This is a genomic window from Rouxiella sp. T17 (genome assembly GCF_036663475.1).
Classification (GTDB): domain Bacteria; phylum Pseudomonadota; class Gammaproteobacteria; order Enterobacterales; family Enterobacteriaceae; genus Rouxiella.
Window position 1 is genome coordinate 37,879 of sequence record NZ_JAWUEA010000028.1, and the last position, 18,546, is coordinate 56,424.

Here is an 18,546-nt window from a genome sequence, read left to right on the forward strand (position 1 = left end):
AGTCTAAAGATAAGTCCATCAAGCGTAACAAGTTTAGCAGCAAATATCACGAAAGCTGGTTAAACACCCGGGCAACGCGGCCATTTCCACTAACGTTGACCGGCGAGTCGACGGCCGGAATAAAGCACGATTCGCCCGGATGCAGCACCACTTGCTGGCTAGCATTTTGCAGTATCGTTTGGCCTTCGATACAAAAGACAATCGCTGCGCTTTGCTGTGAAAACGACTGCGGTTCGGCACTCAGGCTATGTATGGCAAAGGCAAAATCTTCAACCGGGATAGGAAATACCAGCGTGTTATCATGCTGTTCGGGCTGGGTCAGCAAGGTGTCGGCGGGCTTGGACTCGAATTTGAGATTAGCCACCAGCTCTGGAATATCGATATATTTAGGCGTTAAACCCGCGCGTAACACGTTGTCGGAATTAGCCATCACCTCAAGCGCGACACCTTTCAAATAAGCGTGCGGCGTTTCGGCATACAGGAACATCGCTTCACCCGGCTGTAACTCAATCACGTTGAGCAGCAGGGGTGAAAACAGGCCGCTGTCATCAGGATAATGTTCGGCAATGCTGCGAATCGTTTCCCAAGGTTCGCCATGTTGACTCTGTAGGGCGTTTTTCAGAATATCCAGCGCCAACGATTTTTCTTCATCTTTCATAACCAGCAGCGCGGTAAACAGGGCTTTCAAATGGGCCATGTCCGGATGCGAAAGAAAATGGGCAATATCGGGATGCGCGCCTGAAACCGGCTGAAGCAGCGACTGAATCTCGCTTAATTCACGAAAGCCGTTGATGGCAGAAAAAGGCGTAAGCGCATAAACCAACTCGGGTTTATGGTTGGCATCTTTATAGTTTCGTTCGGCAGCGTCGAGCGGAATTCCCGCCTGATTTTCCTTATCGAAACCTACCACGGCGTTGCTTTTACTCGGATGCACCTGAATCGAAAGCGGCTGATCGGCGCAAAGCACCTTAAACAAAAACGGCAATTCACCAAAGCGCGCGGCCACTTTCTCGCCGACATTATCGGCCAGATTCTGCTGGATAACGTCGCGCAAAGAGAGCGTATTGCCCGCTGAATTTTCGACTTTTGACGGGCTTTTCGGATGGGCGCCCATCCACAGTTCAGCCATCGGTTGTCCCTGAGGATTGCTGATACCGTAAAGGCGAGTCAGCGCGTCAACGCTTCCCCACGCATAATTTTGAACACTGTTATGCATCTTTTGCATTAAATTTATCCGTTGTGACAGTGAAAATGCGAGTTAATAAACAATGAGTAAAGTCGATTTAGCAACATCTGCCAGATTATTCACAACATCTCGGAGATTATCGACAGCAACAGCCAAATAATTATCAACATCTACTATATAAAAAGTGCGGTCACTGGCAAATCACATAATTCCCAAAGCATGTCATTAACCTTATGTATATAATTGCCTATCCGTCGGCACAGCCTTGGGAGCGTCGTCGGTACCCTGCAATTTTAAATTTTATTGAAGAACCCGCGTAAGGAGACAGTAATGGCAGCTCATCGCATTGAAAAAGACTCAATGGGGCCGATTGAAGTACCGGCAGATAAGCTTTGGGGAGCACAAACTCAGCGTTCACTAGAGCATTTTCGTATCTCTTCAGAAAAAATGCCCACCGCGCTAATTCATGCTCTTGCTCAGACCAAACGTGCCGCAGCGAGCGTCAACATGGACTTAGGTTTGCTCCCAGCCGATCGTGGTAATGCAATTATCGCCGCCGCCGACGAAGTTCTCGCCGACAAACACACCACCGAATTCCCGCTTTCAATCTGGCAGACCGGTTCCGGTACCCAGACCAACATGAACATGAACGAAGTGCTCGCCAACCGTGGCAGCGAAATTCTTGGCGGCGAACGTGGCGAAGGTCGTTTGATTCACCCTAACGACGACGTGAATAAAAGCCAAAGCTCCAACGACGTTTTCCCAACGGCCATGCACGTGGCTGCCGTGGTTTCTGTTCAACAAGACCTGATCCCAGAATTAAAAGCGCTGCATAAAACGCTGTCTGATAAAGCTGAAGCTTTCAAAGATATCGTTAAAATTGGCCGTACTCACCTGCAAGACGCCACGCCGCTGACTTTAGGTCAGGAAATTTCCGGCTGGGTCGCCATGCTCGGACATAATCTGGTTCACATCGAAGCTAGCCTTCCGCATATTGCCGAACTGGCGCTGGGCGGCACCGCCGTGGGCACCGGTTTGAACACGCATCCGGAATACGCCGTTCGCGTGGCCAAAGAAATCGCCAGCCTGACCGGTCAGCCTTTCGTGACTTCACCGAACAAATTCGAAGCACTTGCAACCTGTGACGCGCTGGTTCACGGCCACGGTTCGTTAAAAGGCTTGGCTGCATCGCTGATGAAAATCGCCAACGACGTGCGCTGGTTGTCTTCCGGCCCACGTAGCGGCATCGGCGAAATTTCGATTCCTGAAAACGAACCGGGCAGCTCGATCATGCCGGGTAAAGTCAATCCAACGCAGTGTGAAGCCATGACCATGCTGTGCGCGCAGGTGCTGGGCAATGACGTTGCGGTAAATATCGGCGGCGCTTCGGGCAACTTCGAACTGAACGTGTTCCGTCCGATGGTTATCCACAACTACCTGCAATCTATTCGCCTGCTGGCCGATGGTATGCGCGGATTCAACGAGCACTGCGCGATTGGCATCGAGCCAAACCGCGATCGTATCACGCAGCTGTTAAACGAATCCTTGATGCTGGTCACCGCATTGAACACTCACATTGGTTATGACAAAGCGGCAGAAATTGCCAAGAAGGCGCATAAAGAGGGGCTGACTCTGAAAGCCTCCGCGCTGAAACTGGGCTACCTCACCGAAGAACAGTTTGATGAATGGGTTCGTCCAGAAGAGATGGTCGGATCAATGAAAAGCTAGGTTTTCAAAGACCCTAACTTTTTATAGACCCTAAGTTTTTAGCGAAAACAAACTGTTAAACGATAAATCAGGCTCTGCTTTTTTAGGCAGAGCTTTTTTTATGGCCGGATTTCAAACCGGCTGATCCGTATATAAATGCAGACGTTTTATCAGCAAGTTTAATCGTTGCGACTCCGGCTTGTATTTGTGTTTAACGGCGGCGGCATCGTAATCCGTTAACTCGCCCATTTTTGGGATCTGCAAGACAGGCTCGCGCGGACAAAGCACAATAAATGGCGAAGGGCAGGGATGTTGCACCTGTTTCTGACTATTTTGATACCACACGCGGGCGATCGGCTGAACTTTAACCGGACGTTTAATTTTCAAAATGGCGTGTTCCGGCACTCTTTTAACATCCATGATTTCGCGGGTCACATTTTGCTGCCACTGTTCGCGCGTATAAGGCGGCACGGCGCGCCCGGCATTGAGGCTCTTTTCAAGCTTTTGCAGCAGCTCATCGCGACTCAGATTTTTAATGATGTGCTTGTTTGCCCAGCCAAATCTCACTGAGTCAGGCTCATAAAGCACATTAATCGCGCGGTAGGCGTTGAGGGTGATAAGACCCCGCAGCTGGCTATGAACAAATTCAAAACGCTGTTCGGGAGCTAAGCCTGACTCAACGGTGATTATCTGCTCCAACTCGCTTTTTAGCTTATTCACCTCCTGAATCAGTAGTTTAGCGGCCTGATATTCAGAGGGGTCGACAGCGTAGCACAGCGCGCCGGGTAATCTGACGGCCGCTTTGCTGCTGATATTTTCGCGATTGTGATGAATAAACAGCTTCTGAAAATGCTGCATCGCCAGCTGGTGGGCCTCTTCACCTTGATGAGGCGTGACGTGGATAATCGATGCGGGGTCCTCTTCGGCTCCTTTCTCGATTTCAGGCAGTGAAAATACCCGCCCCTGCAGCAGTTCGAGCTGATTTAGAAACCGCGTCAAATCAGCCGTCGACAGCTCCAAATCCTTGAAGCATTCATTCATCCGCAACTTCAAATCGTAGCTTGGCATTCACCCTCCTTATTAGTTACAACATATATTTTATATTATTAAATGAATTGGTGCATCCTTCGGCTCAAGATTTCGCCTTTAATTGCAGAAAATAGTTTATTAGCCTTGCAATAAAAAAAGGTGATCACTTACAAAGCCTCATTAATTTGGACGACGTATTTTTAAGGCGTTTAGTTTAAAAGCTGAACAGTTTATAAGGTGAGTCAAAACACCTTATCGAAACGCCTCAATCAGACGCTGTATGAACAGCCGCGTTTTGGTATTAACATATTTTGCATTTGGCGTGATGGCATGAATAGGAAGCGCAGGGCAAGCATAGTCCGTAAGTAGCTGAATTAAATTGCCTTTCTTTAGCTCATTGGAGAATACAAAATCAGGACCGTACGCGATGCCTGCATCCGCCAAGGCGACTTCCAGCAAAATTGCGGTGTTATTAGCCATAAAGCGGCAGTCACTTTTAACGATGGTGGTTTCACCCCATTCATCAATGAAGGTCCAGGGCGTGGTCGTTAATGGTGCGGAGTAACCAATAAGCGTATGCGACTGAAGGTCGGCGGGGGAAACGGGCGGCGGATTACCCGCTAAATAACCCGATGATGCGCAGGCGAGCAGCGAGGTACTGCCAATTTTGCGGGCCACAAAATCGGAATCTTTGAGATTACCGACCCTTATCGCGACGTCGATGCCTTCCTCAACTAAATCGACAAAACGGTCCTGTAACTGCAACGAAATATCTACGGCGGGATAATCAGCCATAAATTTTGCGATTAACGGCCCTAAAAAAAGAGTGCCAAAGGTTATCGGCGCCGCAATGCGCAGCGTACCTCGTGGCGCATCGTGGATGTCGGCGGCTTCTTTATTAGCCTCGGCGAACTCTTCAAGCAGCCTTTTACTCCGTTCAAAATAGCGCAACCCGGCATCCGTTAGGTTAAGCCGCTGCGTGGTTCGTTCAATCAGTCTTGCAGAAACATGTTGCTCCAGCGATGACAAATAGCGCCCGGCCATGACGGCAGAAATCCCCAGCCTCCGCGCCGCCGCCGCAATGCTTCCTTCCTCGACCGCCGCCACAAAAACGTTGAGCTCAGTAAATCGGTCCATTTGCCTTCCTATATACGTAGAGTATGTATCCCATACACTTTTGACTATATTCCCTATCTTGATGCAATCCGGCAAGATCTCTCTCATTCGAAATGAAGGTTAACTGAGCGAGATGGATGATGAAAATGATGGCTAATCACACTGAATTGAATGTTATAGATTCCGGTGAAGGGGAAACCGCGTTGATATTCCTGCACTTTTGGGGCGGGTCGTCACAAACGTGGAATCAGGTGGTGGCGCAGCTTGGCGATGAGTATCGTTGTATAAGGATTGATGCCCGAGGCGCAGGTTTATCTGCGGCCCCGGTGAGTGGGTACAGCACTCATGACCACGCAAAGGATACGCTGGCGGTAATAAAGGCTTTAAATTTAAGCCGTTATATTATTATTGGCCATTCTATGGGGGGCAAAGCCGCACAGCTCATTGCCAGTACAAACCCAACAGGGTTACAGGGCGTGGTTTTGGTGGCCTCTTCGCCATTAGTGCCTATGAACATTGGAGACGAGCAGCGCGAAATGATGAGACAGGCTTACGCCAGTCGTGAGGCTGTGAACTGGACGGTTGAAAATGTATTAACTGCCGACAACATCACGGAGGAAGCGCTGGAGCAGCTTGTGCAAGATACCACCCAAATGAATCCTCGCGCGGTTAACGGTTGGCTTGATGTCGGATCAAAAGAAGACTTACACCACGTGGCCGCTAGCATTACGGCGCCCGTGTTAATTATGGCGGGAGAGTTGGATAAAGTGGATCCGGTCGAGGTAGTTAAGCAGCATATCGCGCCTGCTTTTCCGGCCGCGCCGGTGCATATTTTATCTGGAAAAGGCCATTTGCTGCCTCTCGAAGCCCCACAACAGGTTGCGGGGCTCATCAAAGAGTTTATTCAAACGCGCGCAATTTTAGACTCAGGCAAATGCATTAATTGGTAACCAATGCCGATGGCGATAACCAGCATGACGCAGATGTAACCCGTAATCCCGGCCCAGCCAAAGTTATGCCAGAATACGCCACCCAAGGTTCCGGCCACGCTGGAACCTGCGTAATAGCAGAACAGATATAAGGAAGAGGCCTGACCCTTTGCGCGACGGGCGCGTTTGCCAATCCAGCCGCTGGCGACAGAGTGCGCCGCGAAGAAGCCGCCGGTCACCATCGCCATACCGATGAAAATCAGCCACACTGGCGAGAAGGATGAGAGCAAAATGCCTGCCAGCATCAGAAGTAACGCGCCAATTAATACCGGACCACGGCCATAAACCGCAGTCAGCGCGCCCGCTTTCGGCGAACTGTAGGTGCCCATCAAATAAGCGATAGACAAGATACCGACAATCGCCTGGCTCATATGATAAGGCGACGCCAACAAACGATAACCAATGTAATTAAACATGGTCACGAAGCTACCCATCAAAAGAAAACCTTCGGCAAACAGCAGCGGCAGTCCGCTATCGCGCCAGTGTAATTTGAAATTGATAAACAGCTTGCGCGGTTTCAAAGAGCTGGCGCGAAAATGACGGGAAGGCGGCAAAATTTTCCAGAACATGCTGGCGGAAAGCAGGGCAAAAATACCGATAATCGCTATCGCCACCCGCCATGAAACGAAATCGGTCAGCACGCCGGTAATCAAACGCCCGCTCATACCGCCAATTGAGTTGCCGCTGATATACAGACCCATCGAAAAGGCGACCACGCTAGGGTGGATCTCTTCACTGAGGTAAGTCATCGCGACGGCGGCCACGCCACTCAACGACAGCCCAACCAGCGCGCGCATCACTAAAATCGACTGCCAGCTGGTCATCACCGAGCAAATCAGCGTAAAGAGCGCCGCCAGCATCAGGCCTACTACCATGACATTTTTACGGCCCACCGCGTCGGAAATTGGGCCGGTAAACAGTAATCCGATAGCCATCAAGCCCGTGGCCGCCGAAAGAGACAGGCTGCTGGCCGCTGGCGACACACCAAAATCTTGTGAAAGAACCGGCATGATCGGCTGCACACAATAGAGCAGGGCAAACGTCGCCAAACCCGCAGAAAATAGCGCGAGCGTAACGCGAATAAATTGCGGTGTGCCGCGCTTGATATAAATCCCTTTAACTTGCGGTGCGGTCTGCTGAGCTGGAGTGTGCAGTTCGTCATCGTTTACCGAATGGCCTGCCGCAGTGTTTGCGGGCTGCCGACGTGTGGAGGTCACGTTAGGTCCTTTTTAAATTTATAAAATGGTATGCAGGAAATGTGGATGGGCAATAGATTTACGCAATCGAATGAAAATCGATAATCAAAACGACATCGATATTCAAAACGGAAAGCTTGGCCTGCAAAAAATTTTACTCAGGTTTAAATCTATTATCTAATATATTAATTACGCTGTTTTGATACTTTAAAGATATCAATGAGGATCCTGTGCACAATATCGAATTACGCCATTTGCGTTACTTTATCGCCGTGGCAGAAGAGCTGCATTTTGGCCGCGCGGCGGAAAAACTCAATATCTCTCAACCGCCCCTGAGCCAGCAAATCCAATCTTTAGAAACTCAAATTGGCGCAGTTCTGCTTTACAGAAACAATCGCACCGTGCGCCTGACGCAGGCTGGCGAAATGTTTTTAAAAGAAGCGAAAAGTATTGTTGGTAAGGTGCAGGATGTTTCCGAGCAGGCGGCGCGCATTCATCGCGGCGAAGAAGGGACACTGACCATCGGCCTGACCTCGTCTGCGCCGTTCGTGAAGAAAATCTCGCGCACTTTTCAGCGTTTTCGGCTGGCCCATCCGCAGGTCAATATTCGCATTGAAGAGATGAACAGCAAGCAGCAAATCGACCCGTTGGTTAAGGGGAAGTTTGATTTAGGCGTCATGCGCAATGGCGTGCTGCCAGACGTTTTGCAGCATCACGTCCTGCACACGGGGCCGCTGGTTGCCGTAGTGCCCGAAAATCATCCGCTTACCGAATTGCCGCCCGGCGAATTGACCCTCAGTCATCTGGCCGATCAGCCTTTCGTATTCTTCTCGAAAGATGTTGGCACCTCGCTTTACGACGATATTCTGCAACGTTTAGCGCACGCCGGAATTACCCCCTTTATCACGCAGGAAGTCGGAGAGGCGCTGACGATTATCGGGCTGATATCCGCAGGTTTGGGGGTGTCGATTTTACCCGCCTCCTATAAACGTATTCAGGTCGATGGCGTGAAATATCTTTCCTTCAAAGATGAGCAGGTCAATACCCAGGTTTGGTTGGTCAGTCATCGCCATCGGCCACTCTCTGCACCCGCGCTGACGCTGGCGCGAATGTTAATGGAGGATGAGGCTAAATCGTGAAGTTAAAAGGTGAGATGTTGAAAACTGAGAAATTTAAGACTCAGTTAATATGAGATTAACGAGGCGGAATTGTGGGCAAATTTGCTGACAAAACGCAGTAATATGTGCTCTAAATCACATATCGAATCAAATAGTTGAGGATATGTGACAAAAACGGCTTATAACCTTTACTCTTTATTTCGGAGCGCGAAAAATAACGAGGCAAGTTGAGTGATAGTGGAAGGGCAGCCGGGTCATATCGATCAGATAAAACAAATCAATGCCGGTACCGTATACCGACTAATAGACCAGTTTGGTCCAATTTCCCGTATCGAACTTTCTAAAAAAGCTCAGCTCGCACCGGCCAGTATTACGAAAATAGTTCGCGAGTTGGTGCAGGCTCATTTGGTGCAAGAGACTGAATATCAGGAGCCTGGCAGTCGAGGCCGTCCGGCGATTGGCCTGATTCTTGACACCAAAGCGTGGCACTTTTTATCTGCGCGCATCAGCCTTGGCACTTTGACGCTCAGCCTGCGCGATCTCAGCAGCAAGCTAGTAGCAGAAGACCAGCTGCCACTGCCCGCCGAAGGTCCCGAGACTTTTCTCGAGCGCTTTTTTGCCCTTATCGATCAATTCTTTATCCGACATCAAAAACTGCTTGAGCGATTGACCGCCATCGCGATTACGCTGCCCGGCGTTATTGATGCGTCGCAGGGCGTGATTCAGAAAATGCCTTTCTATCCGGTAGAAAGCGTGGCGATAGGTCCGGCTCTGGCCGAGCGCAGCGGGTTGCCCGTTTATGTGCAGCACGACATTGCCGCGTGGACCAAAGCCGAATCACTTTATGGCGCCTCGCGCGGTTTTCAGAACGTCATTCAAGTGGTGATTGACGACAACGTCGGCGCAGGGGTGATTACCGGCGGGCAAATTCTGCACGGCCGTACCAGTAGCGTGGTCGAAATTGGTCACACGCAGATTGATCCCTACGGCAAACGCTGTTACTGCGGCAATCACGGCTGTCTCGAAACCTTGGCCAGCATCGACAATATCCTCGAGCTGGTCAAAGAGCGCTTAACACTCACGCCGAATTCCCTCCTCAATAATCAGCCGGTTACGGTTGAAACACTCTGCGACGCGGCTAATCGAGGCGATGCGTTGGCGCGCGACATTATCATCGGCGTAGGTCAAAACGTAGGCCGAATTGTTGCCATTATGGTTAACCTGTTTAATCCGGAAAAAATCCTGATTGGTTCGCCGCTTAATCTTGCCAAATCAACGCTGCATCCGGCGATAATGTCCTGTATTCAACAACAGTCGCTGCCGGCTTACAGTGAACACATTCAACTTGAATCCACCTATTTTGACAACCACGGCACCATGCCCGGCGCGGCGCTGATTAAAGATGCGCTGTATAAAGGTTCGCTGCTGGTGAAGTTGCTGCAAGGTTAATGTTTCACCGGTTTCGGCAAACTGATTGTTCCCATTTACAAATAAGGCTGTAACACCGTCTTCACCTGATAAAACATTGCGCTAACGCAAACTGTTCCACCGTGGCTTCCCCTAGACTCGAACAATATTTAGTCGATTTCGACGGATCATCGTGCCGCTAACTCATTGGTTTTGATGATGACATGGAATTATTCGGGAGCAGAATGAATATGTTAACGCAGGTATTTGTTACGGGTACAGATTCGCGCGTCGGGAAGACAATCGTTTCCCGCGCATTGTTACAGGCGATGGCGGCGCAGGGAAAAACGGTTTTAGGCTATAAACCGATCGCCACCGGCAGTCAGGCGCTGGCCGACGGCGTACGCAATCAAGACGCCGTCACGCTCCAGCACTCTTCTTCTGTTGCGTATCCTCTCGCCAAAATCACTCCTTTTGCCTTATCCGATGAAGAAATTTTCACCAGCGAACTGCCTTCCGACCTGTTCATTCGCATGACTGACGGCCTCTACTTTTTACAGCAGGGCGCGGATACCGTAGTGGTTGAAGGCTGCGACGGCTGGAGAACGCTGGTCTCGCCGTTACAATCTTATTCAACCTGGGTCATTGAAAACCGGCTGCCGGTGATACTGGTGGTTGGCATTCAGGAGGGCTGCGTCAATCAGGCCTTGATGACCGCGCAGTCGATAATTGCCGACGGCGTCGAGCTGGTCGGCTGGGTCGCCAACCGAATAAACCCGTGTCTGGCACACTATGCCGAGACTATCGCCGTGTTGGCGCAAAATATCCACGCGCCGTTACTGGGTGAAATTCCGTATCTGCCACGCGCAGAATCTCGAGAGCTATCGCAATATCTGGATCTTTCTGTGCTCTAAATGCGTTCGGCGCAGGGCATTTTCTCCTCGGCTGGTATACTCATTGGCAACAGAATGAACGGCTAATTGCAGAGGAGAACGGCTATTACTTCCAATACTTTACCCGATATTCACGTCGACAGTCGGCATCGTCCGCTGGTGCTGACCGCCTGTATGCTGTCGATGTTTATGGCGGCGGTTGAGGTGACGATTGTCGCAACCGCAATGCCGACGATTATTGCCGACCTCGGCGGGTTTAATTTGCTGGGCTGGGTTTTTGCTATCTACCTGTTAACTCAGGCGATTACAGTGCCTATCTATGGCCGACTTGCCGATCTATACGGCTGTAGACGCATGTTTTTTATCGGCACGTTGCTGTTTCTGCTGGGGTCGGTACTCTGCGGGTTCGCGCCGTCATTAACATGGATGATTGCCTTCCGTGCCTTGCAGGGGTTGGGCGCGGGGGCGATTACGCCCGTGGCGACAACGTTGATTGCCAATATTTATGGCCCGCACGAACGAGCGAAAGCGCAGGGCTATTTGAGTAGCGTGTGGGGCGTGTCGGCGATTATCGGCCCGCTGCTTGGCGCGTTTATCGTCCAGCATTTCCATTGGTCAATTGTCTTCTGGATAAACCTGCCGATCGGCCTTATCGCGATGGTTATTTTGGCGCGCTATTTACCTGCCGACGAGGCCAAAAAGCCGCATTCGCTGGATCTCGCGGGCACTGCGCTGCTGTCGTTAAGCGTGGCGGCACTGTTACTGGCGCTGTTGCAGGCCGAAGTATTGGGCTATTACTCGCTGCTGCTGATCGCCGTTGCCGTGGCTGCCGCGCTGTGGCTGATTCGACAGGAGCGACACGCGCCAGAGCCCCTGTTTCCACTGTCATTATGGCAAAGCAAAATTGTGGTGGCGTCAAACGTCGGCGGACTGATTCTGGGTGCCAGCATGATGGGCATTAGCGCCTTTTTGCCGACTTACGTGCAGGGCGTGTTGGGCGGATCCCCTTTACAGGCGGGCACCACGCTGGCATTGATGTCGATTGGCTGGCCGTTGGCAAGCACCTTGAGCGGCCGACTTATGGCGGCGACCTCGTACCGTTTTACCGTTTTTATCGGCGCGCTGTCGCTGGTCGCGGGCAGTTTGGCTTTGCTGCTCTTGTCTCCTGATTCGGGACTTTGGTGGGCGCGATTGGCCTCGTTTTTAATCGGCTGCGGAATGGGGCTGTGCAATACGACCTTTATTGTCTCGGTGCAAAACTCCGTTGACGCCTCCGTGCGCGGCATTGCGACTGCCTCGACGCTGTTTACCCGCATGCTGGGTTCGGCCATTGGCACCGCGTTGCTTGGCGCGACCCTGAATCTGAATTTGCAGCATCGACTGCCTTCTTTGAGCGATCCTGTGCAAACGCTGATGGAAAAATCACGGCGACAGCAGCTATCCGAGCACGATCTCCACCATATTGTCGAGCAGGTTTCAGCCTCGCTGCACTGGGTATTTATTCTGGCCGCCATCATTGCGGTGATAGTTTTTGCCGCCGTTTTGCTGGTTCCGCATGGCGACAGGCCAACAAAAAAGGCCTGAACGAATTAGTGTTCAGGCCTTGGTGAGACAGTTGCCGATAAAGACGAAACCGTCGTCAGTTATTGCGCCGTAGCGTCTTGACTGGTGCCGGTCTTCGGACTGGCCGTCGATTCATCGCCACTGTTCGAGAGCTTGGTATAAACGATTTTCTGCGTGTCGTTGTCACAGTGACCTACAACCTGTCCGCCAGCCTGATCCGCCTGATCGTTGGCGACAATATCCAGCTTGAAGTTGGACTCGGGTAAGCCGTTTGCCACAATTTTCTGCGTGATATCCGCTTTAACACTGTCACAGGAAGCCATCGCGGCCAGCGGAGACAGAGACAATAAAGTCAAACCTACCAATAAAGTCTTATTCATGATTTCGTCCTTATTTGAAAAGCATGTGCTTAAAGCGTAGCCGTTAATTGCCAATTTTCAATAGATTAAGGTGCCAGCAGCTGGGTTCCGGTGCGGCGATTCAGGCAGCGCTCGGTGGTGGGTTCCCAATAGGCGTTAACGTTGGTACTGGCGTTGCAGCGATCGCGCAGTGCGGTGGCGTTATCATATTTCTGATTATCTTTCTGCTCGCGATTGATTCGCTGTTCGCGCAGGGTGCGGGTCGCATTCCACTGTTCTTTGCTTTGACGTGCTTCCTCAGTGCTCAATGCGCTGTCACCATTGCTACCAAAAACGCAGGTTCCGCCAGCACAGTTGGTCGCGGCATGGGCCGAAACCTGCCAGGTTCCGGAAAGCACCAGCAGGGCGACAGGCAGCATCTTGCGCAGCAGTCGAGACATAACGATTGTTTTCATTGGTTCATCCTTATAGGTTTACACATCGCCAACGCGATTCTTGAAATTATACCACTCCAGCCGTATACGTCACGTCGCGACAGGAAATCGGTTTATTGTTGATTGACTTATTATGTTCGACTTAATGTGTCGACCCTATTTGCTTGTATGGATACTCCCCGAAAATGTTAAAAACCACGCTGCTGTTTTTCCTCACCGCGCTGGCCGAAATCATCGGCTGTTTTCTGCCTTATCTCTGGCTGAGAAAGGGCGCCAACGTGTTGATTCTTTTGCCCGCCGCGCTCAGTTTGGCGTTATTTGTCTGGCTGCTAACCTTGCATCCAGCCGCAAGCGGACGCGTTTATGCGGCCTATGGCGGAGTTTACGTCATGACCGCGCTGCTGTGGTTGCGCTATGTCGACGGGGTAAAGTTGGCGATGACGGACTGGATTGGCGCGGGCGTCGCGCTGGCAGGCATGCTGATTATTATTTCTGGCTGGAAATCCTATTGATTCTTTTTAGGCCTTAATAAGGAATTTGGAGGTCTTAATAAGGAATTTAGACTCCTTAATAAGGATTCGACCGATAAAAATTGAAATAAAAAAGGCATCGCAAATTCGATGCCTAGTTTTTAACGGTCGGCATTTTACCTTGCCGTATCAAACGCTTGACTGATTACTCGTCGCGATTAACGCGCAAACCTGCCTGCGACTGGCTGACAGGCATCATCTCAATTGAATTGATGTTAACGTGCGCGGGCAGTGTTGCAGCCCAGAACACGGATTCGGCCACGTCTTCCGCCGTCAGCGGATTGGTTTTATCGTAAACCTGATCCACTTTAGCCTCGTCACCTTTGAAGCGCACGTTGGAAAATTCGGTACCGCCGCAGAGGCCCGGCTCGATGTTGGTTACGCGCACTTTGGTGCCGAAAAGGTCGGTGCGCAGGTTCAGGCTGAACTGGCGAACAAACGCCTTGGTTGCGCCATAAACATTGCCGCCGCTGTACGGCCAGCTGCCCGCGATGGAGCCGATATTTACCACGTGGCCAATATTGCGTTCGACCATGCCCGGCAATACGGCGCGAGTCACGTAAACCAGACCTTTGGTATTGGTGTCGATCATCGTTTCCCAATCGTCCAGCGAGGCTTTGTCGGCGGTTTCAATGCCGAGCGCAAGGCCCGCGTTGTTGACCAGCACGTCGATATTTTGCCAATCGGCAGGCAGGGATGCGATGGCGCGGTCGATTGACGCGCGATCGGTAACGTCCAGCTCGGTCACATACAGTGCGTCGCCGAGCTCAGCTTTTAAATCGTCCAAACGCGCTTTACGACGTCCGGTAGCGATAACCTGATGACCCGCATTAACAAATTTGCGGGCAATTGCCGCGCCAAAGCCGGCTGTTGCGCCGGTTACAAAAACAATCATCTGTGCTTCCTTAAAGAGTAAACCCTGAAAAAGGGTAAAGTGAACAACATACGAATGACCAAAACATCAATACCACAAGTCTGACACTCGCGACCAGACCTGTGATGCTGCACGTGGTTAGCTATCGTTTAAATTCGGTTTTAATCTTTCTTGGATAAATACGGGGCAATCAGTGAAAGATCGGCAGGCGAGAGCCTATCGCTGGCGGTTTGCGCCTGATGCCAATACGGATAAAGCAGTGGTGGCTGGCTAACCTTGTCGAGCCTTTCCAGCTCGTCAGCGGTTAGCGTAATTTGCGCCGCCAGCAGGTTATCCTTCAATTGTTCTTCACTGCGCGCGCCGACGATAACCGAGGTCACAACCGGTTTTGCCAGCAGCCAGGCGAGCGAAATCTGCGCCGCCGAAACGCCCCGCGCCTCGGCAATTTCCACCAGCACGTCGATGATATCGTAGAGTTTATTTTCATCGCGCACCGGCGGCTCGCCCCATTCGGCAAGATGACGGGTGCCTTCCGGCTGTGGCTGATTGCGGCGATATTTCCCGGAAAGCAATCCACCCGCCAACGGGCTCCACACCAGCACGCCCAACCCCTGATCGTGACTCACTGGCAGCAGTTCGTACTCCGCCTCACGCGCCTGCAAAGTGTAATGAATCTGCTGGCTGACAGGGCGAATCCAATGATGCGCCTCACTTACGCCGAGCGTTTTCATCAAATGCCAGGCCGAGAAATTTGACAGGCCGACATAACGCACCTTGCCGCTGGAGACCAAATCTTCCAGCGCGCGCAGCGTTTCTTCGAGCGGCGTCAGGCCGTCCCATTGGTGCAGTTGATAAAGGTCGAGATAGTCGGTATTGAGCCTCTTCAGGCTGGCTTCGCAGGCACGTAAAATATGATGGCGCGACAGACCGGCGTCGTTCGGACCTTCACCCATCGGGAATCGCGCCTTGCTGGCAATCAGCACCTCGTGCCTCTCTTTGCCGAGCGCCTCGCCGAGGATCTGCTCTGAAAGGCCGCCCGAATAGACATCGGCCGTATCAAAAAGATTGATTCCGGCTTCGCGGCACAGCGCGATTTGGCGCCGCGCGGTTGCGACATCAGTCTGTCCGGTTTTCGCAAATTTACCCTGACCGCCAAAGGTCATGGTACCCAGACTCAGGGCAGATACTTTGAGTCCCGAACGGCCAAGTTGACGATATTCCATCTTGTGTCTCCTTACCTTTATTTGCATTAAACGACGATTGACGGGAAAGGATTATGACTTTTCTCCGCCGTGCGTCTCATTAGTGTGCGAAGAATCTACTTTGTTTTCAGCTGCCTTTCTTTTTTTCTGCCGAATTTCATCACCGTCAGTCACGCTGAGTTTTAAACTGTCGAGCATGCCTAAGAGGGCGATACAACCGACCATAATGAAAGCGATTCTAAAGCTGCCGAGCGACGTTCCACTTTGCGCCGCAGGTTCAAAATTTTGCGCTATACGTAGAGCAAGGGCGCCTATAGCAATCCCCAAACCTGAAGCAAGCTGTAATGCCGTGTTGAACAACGCGTTGGCTCCATCCATGAGCGTATTCGGAACCTGTGAAAAAGCCAGCGTATTGACCGCGGTAAACTGCATGGATCGCGTCATCCCGCTTATAAAGAGCAACACAACGGTCAATGCCATGGGCACCGAAGGGGTCAGAAAAGCGCAGGCAAAGATTGCCAATGCGTTGATAAGCCCATTGACCACCAATACCGTGCGAAATGGAAAGCGGAACATGATGGCGGAGGTAAAAGGTTTCATCGCCAAATTACCGGCAAACACGGTAAGTACCAATAAACCTGCTTCGAAAGGGCTCATGCCATAACCCAGCTGGAATAATAAAGGCAGCAAAAAAGGCACAGATCCAATGGCGATACGGAAAAGGGAACCGCCTACTATCGTGACAGCGTAACTTTTGATTTTTAATGCCATCAGTGGCAACAGTGGATGGCGGGTGGTTGAAAAATGTTTAAAAGCCAACACACCGACAAGCACACTGCCAAGCACCATCAAGGTCGGCAATCCATAACCTGTAGCGCTTTTATTATACATATCAAGGCCAAATATCAGACCCAGACAGGCAACCCCCGTCAGGACAAAGCCAATTAGATCGAAAGGAATAGCGGACGCGCCCTTTTCATTGGGGATAAGTTTTAGACTGAGAATCAGTCCGATAACGCCAAGCGGAACATTCAGCAAGAAAATCCAATGCCATGACGCGTAGGTGGTGATGAATCCACCCAACGGCGGGCCTAAAATAGGTGCCACCAGCGCGGGCCAGGTTATGGTGGCAAAAGCTTTGATTAAATCGGCTTTGGCGATATTACGTAGCACAATTAACCTGCCGACAGGCACCATCAGCGCACCCGCGAAACCTTGCAGCATTCGCGCGGCGGTAAAGGTCGTTAAACTGACGCTCATGGCGCACAGAATAGACGCCAAGGTAAACAACAAGATGGCGGCGGAAAATACGCTGCGTGTACCTAAACGATTGGCTATCCAGCCGCTGGCGGGAATAAATACCGTGAGGGTAAGAATGTAAGCTGAAACGCCGATGTTTAAATCGATGGCGTGTACCCCAAAGGCGGCGGCCATTTTTGGCAGCGCCGTCACAATCACCGTGGTGTCGAGGTTTTCCATAAACATCGCGCCTGCGACTAATAATGGCAGCGCAGAACCGCCCGGAAGAGAGATTTTTTTCATTGGCATAGCACTCGACTATATCTGAAAATCCATTGAGTGAACATTCAAGGCATCCTTGTTAACTAGCTAATTTTTAGCTATTTATTTGCAGATTCAAGCAAAAAAACGATTTTTGAATAATAGCGCTTTGAGCATAACGCATCCAAACTGCGGGTCAATGCGAAAATATGCGTTAAAGTGAAAGCAGGGCGGCCAACCGGGTCGCCTTATGGGAAGCAGTGTGAATATTCATTTCAGATAATAATTACTCGGTCAAAGACAATGAAATCAAAAATAGCCTCGCTGCAAATATTGCGTGCTTTTGCCGCTATTTTAGTGGTCATCAATCATTTATGGGGAGATTCAAAAACGGCTTTTGCCATGAAGTTTGGTCTGGAATATATCGGAGACTTCGGCGTTGACGCCTTTTTTATTCTTAGCGGTTTTATCATGGGATATAAAACGCGCGACGATTCAAAACTCGGCGTTTCAACCGCTTTTGATTTTATCCGCAAACGCATAGAGCGTATTTATCCTATTTTACTGATTGTTCTTGTGCCTTTTATATTAATTTATCTTAAGCAAACTCATCCTTTTAGCCTGTATGAGATTGTAGGTAATATTCTTTTATTACCGTCATTTAATAATAACCCGCAGTACCATATGTTGATTGGTCCTTCCTGGTCGCTGGTCTATGAAATGTTCTTCTATATTATTTATGCCGCGATCATGCTGTTGGCGAACAGTAAAAAGCAGCTGATTATTTACTCTTCTTCGTTGCTTATCATCATGGTGTTAGGCGTAAAAGCGCTTTCGCTTCAAGGGCCTGAACTTGGGATGGTCAATTTCAGCCACATGATTGGCGATCCGTTGATGATTAACTTCGCGATGGGCTGCCTGTTTTCGCAGCTGTTTTTGAAGCTACAGCATTTGCGCATCTCGATTCTTGTTTCCTCGCTGTTAATCGGCGCCATCTTTGTGTTTGGTATGTGGCTTTCATCTGAAGGGGCACCGCGATTTTTCAGTTTTGGCCTGCCCGCCATGGCGATAGTCTTTCTTTTTAGCGTGATGAAACCCTCCGAGAAAAAGAGTTATAACCTGCTGGTTTATCTCGGTAACGCCTCTTACAGTATTTACCTGACCCATTTCTTTATCGAAGTCTGCGGCGGAATTATCTTCTACCACTCGAAAATCAATAAAGATCTCTATGGCATCACATTAAGCATTATCTGTATTGTTTGTGGCTGTCTTTTCTATTCAATCGTCGAGAAAAGGATAACTAAAGCCATTCAGAAATTTGAGTTGCGACCACAAGGTTTTAGGCAACGCCTCAATCAGTGGATGAGCTTTAAACGTTAATTCCCCTTCATCTATTATATTATGGCGGTTAATGTGTTCGCGGTGACTCATCAAATGACAAAG

Annotated in this window: 17 protein-coding genes; 8 read left to right on the top strand and 9 right to left on the bottom strand. The window is 50.5% G+C overall.

Going from position 1 to position 18,546, the window contains the following annotated elements:
- Positions 1–46: 46 nt before the first annotated feature.
- Complete coding sequence (gene manA, locus SC206_RS09300) at positions 47–1,225, bottom strand: mannose-6-phosphate isomerase (protein ID WP_332736452.1); 1,179 nt, start codon at positions 1,223–1,225, stop codon at positions 47–49.
- Positions 1,226–1,516: 291 nt separating this feature from the next.
- Here manA and fumC point away from each other — a divergent pair, with 291 nt between their 5' ends.
- Complete coding sequence (gene fumC / locus SC206_RS09305) at positions 1,517–2,914, top strand: class II fumarate hydratase (RefSeq protein WP_332736454.1); 1,398 nt, start codon at positions 1,517–1,519, stop codon at positions 2,912–2,914.
- Positions 2,915–3,025: 111 nt separating this feature from the next.
- Here the strand turns inward: fumC and tus are convergent, their stop codons facing one another.
- Complete coding sequence (gene tus / locus SC206_RS09310) at positions 3,026–3,961, bottom strand: DNA replication terminus site-binding protein (RefSeq protein ID WP_332736456.1); 936 nt, start codon at positions 3,959–3,961, stop codon at positions 3,026–3,028.
- Between the two features lie 213 nt (positions 3,962–4,174).
- Complete coding sequence (locus SC206_RS09315; RefSeq protein ID WP_332736458.1) at positions 4,175–5,059, bottom strand: LysR family transcriptional regulator; 885 nt, start codon at positions 5,057–5,059, stop codon at positions 4,175–4,177.
- 116 nt (positions 5,060–5,175) lie between these two features.
- On the opposite strand from SC206_RS09315, the gene SC206_RS09320 reads away from it, so the two are divergent.
- Entirely contained in the window at positions 5,176–5,988 is an 813-nt protein-coding gene (locus SC206_RS09320; protein ID WP_332736460.1) for an alpha/beta fold hydrolase, read from the top strand.
- Here SC206_RS09320 and SC206_RS09325 read toward each other — a convergent pair.
- The gene (locus SC206_RS09325) at positions 5,943–7,244 is read right to left on the bottom strand and encodes an MFS transporter (RefSeq protein WP_442976055.1); all 1,302 of its coding nucleotides are present in this window, start codon (positions 7,242–7,244) and stop codon (positions 5,943–5,945) included. The genes SC206_RS09320 and SC206_RS09325 overlap by 46 nt on opposite strands.
- Before the next feature lie 209 nt (positions 7,245–7,453).
- Here SC206_RS09325 and SC206_RS09330 point away from each other — a divergent pair, with 209 nt between their 5' ends.
- The 4 genes from SC206_RS09330 to SC206_RS09345 all read left to right on the top strand — a co-directional run bounded on the left by SC206_RS09330 (position 7,454) and on the right by SC206_RS09345 (position 12,225).
- Entirely contained in the window at positions 7,454–8,362 is a 909-nt protein-coding gene (locus SC206_RS09330) for a LysR family transcriptional regulator (RefSeq protein ID WP_332736462.1), read from the top strand.
- Positions 8,363–8,572: 210 nt separating this feature from the next.
- Positions 8,573–9,790: a sugar metabolism global transcriptional regulator Mlc gene (mlc, locus tag SC206_RS09335; protein ID WP_332736464.1), complete on the top strand. Its 1,218-nt coding sequence runs from the start codon at positions 8,573–8,575 to the stop codon at positions 9,788–9,790.
- A 209-nt stretch (positions 9,791–9,999) separates the two neighbouring features.
- Positions 10,000–10,662 carry a dethiobiotin synthase gene (bioD, locus tag SC206_RS09340; protein ID WP_332736823.1) on the top strand — a complete coding sequence of 221 codons (663 nt, stop codon included), beginning with the start codon at positions 10,000–10,002 and terminating at the stop codon, positions 10,660–10,662.
- Positions 10,663–10,746: 84 nt separating this feature from the next.
- Positions 10,747–12,225, top strand: a complete 1,479-nt coding sequence (locus tag SC206_RS09345; protein WP_332736825.1) for an MDR family MFS transporter — start codon at positions 10,747–10,749, stop codon at positions 12,223–12,225.
- A 59-nt stretch (positions 12,226–12,284) separates the two neighbouring features.
- On the opposite strand, the gene SC206_RS09350 is transcribed toward SC206_RS09345, so the two are convergent.
- Positions 12,285–12,584 (bottom strand): DUF1161 domain-containing protein, encoded by a 300-nt coding sequence (locus SC206_RS09350; protein WP_332736466.1) that lies wholly within the window; start codon positions 12,582–12,584, stop codon positions 12,285–12,287.
- A gap of 65 nt (positions 12,585–12,649) precedes the next feature.
- The gene (locus tag SC206_RS09355) at positions 12,650–13,018 is read right to left on the bottom strand and encodes a DUF1283 domain-containing protein (RefSeq protein WP_332736468.1); all 369 of its coding nucleotides are present in this window, start codon (positions 13,016–13,018) and stop codon (positions 12,650–12,652) included.
- 164 nt (positions 13,019–13,182) lie between these two features.
- Between SC206_RS09355 and SC206_RS09360 the strand changes: the two genes are divergently transcribed.
- Positions 13,183–13,509, top strand: coding sequence for a YnfA family protein (locus SC206_RS09360; RefSeq protein WP_332736470.1), 327 nt, complete (start codon positions 13,183–13,185; stop codon positions 13,507–13,509).
- Positions 13,510–13,672: 163 nt separating this feature from the next.
- Here SC206_RS09360 and ydfG read toward each other — a convergent pair whose 3' ends face one another.
- From ydfG to SC206_RS09375, 3 genes are all read right to left on the bottom strand, one after another.
- Positions 13,673–14,422, bottom strand: a complete 750-nt coding sequence (gene ydfG / locus SC206_RS09365) for a bifunctional NADP-dependent 3-hydroxy acid dehydrogenase/3-hydroxypropionate dehydrogenase YdfG (protein WP_332736472.1) — start codon at positions 14,420–14,422, stop codon at positions 13,673–13,675.
- A 140-nt stretch (positions 14,423–14,562) separates the two neighbouring features.
- A complete protein-coding gene (locus tag SC206_RS09370; RefSeq protein ID WP_332736474.1) occupies positions 14,563–15,624 on the bottom strand; it encodes an aldo/keto reductase in 1,062 nt (353 codons plus the stop codon).
- Positions 15,625–15,675: 51 nt separating this feature from the next.
- The gene (locus SC206_RS09375; protein ID WP_442976056.1) at positions 15,676–17,145 is read right to left on the bottom strand and encodes an MFS transporter; all 1,470 of its coding nucleotides are present in this window, start codon (positions 17,143–17,145) and stop codon (positions 15,676–15,678) included.
- A gap of 261 nt (positions 17,146–17,406) precedes the next feature.
- On the opposite strand from SC206_RS09375, the gene SC206_RS09380 reads away from it, so the two are divergent.
- Complete coding sequence (locus SC206_RS09380) at positions 17,407–18,483, top strand: acyltransferase family protein (protein WP_332736478.1); 1,077 nt, start codon at positions 17,407–17,409, stop codon at positions 18,481–18,483.
- The last annotated feature ends 63 nt before the right edge of the window (positions 18,484–18,546 follow it).